General features: G+C 61.8%; 2 protein-coding genes. One reads left to right on the forward strand and one right to left on the reverse strand.

The features are described 5' to 3' along the window. Window positions 1–51: 51 nt before the first annotated feature. Window positions 52–969: an L-lactate dehydrogenase gene (locus tag JX325_RS14850; RefSeq protein WP_243414117.1), complete on the forward strand. Its 918-nt coding sequence runs from the start codon at window positions 52–54 to the stop codon at window positions 967–969. Window positions 970–1,137: 168 nt separating this feature from the next. Here the strand turns inward: JX325_RS14850 and JX325_RS14855 are convergent. After that, window positions 1,138–2,654 (reverse strand): recombinase family protein (locus JX325_RS14855; protein WP_204791851.1); only part of this gene is annotated, 1,517 nt, incomplete at its 5' end.

The following is a 2,654-nucleotide window of genomic DNA, read 5'->3' on the forward strand; positions in this document are numbered from 1 at the left end:
CGTAAACAGGGAGGATGTTTCATGAAAATCGACCACTGAAAAGCGGCGGTCATCGGCTGCGGCAACGTGGGGGCGTCCATCGCCTTCCGCTTTTTGCAGCNGGGCCTGTTTACCCGCCTGGTGCTGCTGGACGCCAACCGGGACAAGGCGGAGGGGGAGGCCATGGACCTCCGGGACGGCCTGCCCTACGGCGCGGCCATGGAGATTTCCGCCGGGGACTACGACGATCTGACGGACTGCGCCCTGGCGGTCATCACCGCCGGGGCGAACCAGAAGCCGGGGGAGACCCGGCTGGATCTCATCGGGAAGAACACGGAAATTCTCCGGTCCGTGCTGAAGGAGGTCACCGCCCGGAACTTCGGCGGGATTCTGCTGGTGGTGTCCAACCCGGTGGATGTGCTGACCTACGCGGCCTGGCGGCTTTCGGGCTATCCCCGGGAGCGGGTGATGGGCTCCGGGACGGTGCTGGACACGGGGCGTTTAAAGCAGCTGCTGGGGGCGGAGCTGGAGGTGGACAGCCGGAACATCCACGCCTTCATCATCGGGGAGCACGGGGACAGCGAGCTGGCGGTGTGGAGCGAGGCCAACGTTTCCGGGCTGGACCTGGAGGACTTCTGCCGGGTCCGGGGGCAGACCCTGGGAGCGGAGAACCGGGAGCGGCTGTACCGGGAGGTCCGGGACAGCGCCTACCAGATTATTGAGCGGAAGGGGGCCACGTACTACGGCATCGCCATGGCGGTGGGCCGCATCGCGGAGGCCATCGTGAAGGACGAGCGGGCGGTGCTGCCGGTGTCGGCGGTGCTGGACGGGCAGTATGGGATGAACGGCTTGGCGCTGAGCCTTCCGTCCATCGTGGGCCGGAAGGGCTTGCAGGAAATTCTGGAGATGCCGCTGAGCAGCGGGGAGCGGGCGGCGCTGAGCGCCTCGGCGGAGCAGATGCGGGAGGCCATAGAATCCCTGAAGCTGTGAAGAAAAGCGCCGGCGGGTCCGGCGGATTCGCGCCCTATCCGGCGGAGGGCCCGCGCTCCGGGCCCTCCTGAAGGGCCTCCCGGAGCTTTTCCAGGGCCCGTTTTTCAATGCGGGACACATAGCGCCCCGGGTATTGTAAACGATGTGGTTCGTGATTTTGTGTCGGTTTTATGCGGTTTCCGGCTGGTTGAAGCGAAATTTGATGATGATTTGTTTATCTGCTGTCAGCTCNATTCGTTCGATGAGGCTGACAAGCAGCTCCCGATTGGTGGATGCGGTATCCAAGAACCGCTCCACCAGTTTTTTTGCCAAGTCGGCCTGTTCCGCCGGGGAGAAGTCCGGGCGGTCCAGCTGGCTGAGGCGCTGCTCCAGGGCAGCGCGGTCGGTCTTGACCTTGGTGTAGATGCGCTGAAAGTCGCCTTCGTCCAGAACGCCGCCCAGCTTATCCATGTAGACCTTGTCCAGATGGGCGGTCAGGCTGTCGATCTTAGCCTTGAGAGCGCTGATCTCCTTCTCGTTGTCCGCCTCCGCGACAGCCTTGGCCACTGCCCTCTGTGCCTGTGGCAGGAGTCGGTCCGCTTGGAGATAGGCCCCGCAGACCTCCCGTACCTTTTCCACCACCGCCCGGGTGACCGTCTCCTCCTTGATGGTGTGACTGGTGCAGACCCCCGCTTTGGTGAACCGCTGGTAGGTCCGGCAGACAAAATACAGCCGGTCCTCTCCCGCCGCGTNTTTCCGGTTGAGCNCCGCCAGCGGGTAGCCGCACTCGTGGCAGAAGATTAGCCCCTTGAGGAGAAAATCATAAGTCCGGCTGCGGGTATGCCTGCGGCTGTTGACCAGGGCCCGTACCTTGTCGAATGTCTCCCGGTCGATGATCGGCTCGTGTGTGCCCTCCACCACCACCCAGTCCCGGCGGTCCTGCTTGATGCACTTCTTGGATTTGTAGTTAATCTTTCGGGTGCGGCCCTGGACCATGCTGCCGATGTAGGTTTCATTTTGCAGCATATCGGAGATGCGCTCGCTGCTCCACAGGCCGGTGTAAGGGCTGGGATTGGCAACTGGCAGACCGGCATAGGTGGCGGGAGTAGGCACCCCCTCGTCGTTCAGCCGGGCAGCGATCTGACGGCAACTCACGCCCTCCAGCGCCATGCCGAAGATACGGCGCACTATGGGGGCCGCGTCCTCGTCGATGACGATTTTGTTCTTCTCCGTGGGGTGCATCTTGTAGCCATAGACTGGCTTGCCGCCGATGAACAGGCCCTTGCGCTGCTTGTCATGCTTGACGCTGGAAATCTTCTTGGAGATGTCCTTGGCGTACATATCGTTCATGATGGCGCGGAAAGGGGTGATGTCGTTGGCTGTAGAGTCCACCCCGGTGTCGATGCCGTCCAGCAGGGAGATATAGCGGACACGATGCTCCGGGAAGTATCGCTCCATGTAGTGGCCGGTCAGGATGTAGTCGCGGCCCAGGCGGGACAGATCCTTGGTGATGACCATGTTTACCTTTTTGGCCTCGATATCGGCAATCATACGCTGGAAATTTGGACGGTCGAAGTTTGTTCCGCTCCAGCCATCGTCGATGTAGGTGTCGAAAACGGTCAAACGGTGCTGCTGGACAAATTCATTGAGCAGAGATTGCTGGTTGTTGACACTCTCGGACGGACCCTCGCTCTCATCCTCCTTTG

The sequence above is a fragment of the Oscillibacter sp. CU971 genome, from assembly GCF_905219725.1.
Classification (GTDB): Bacteria; Bacillota; Clostridia; order Oscillospirales; family Oscillospiraceae; genus Oscillibacter.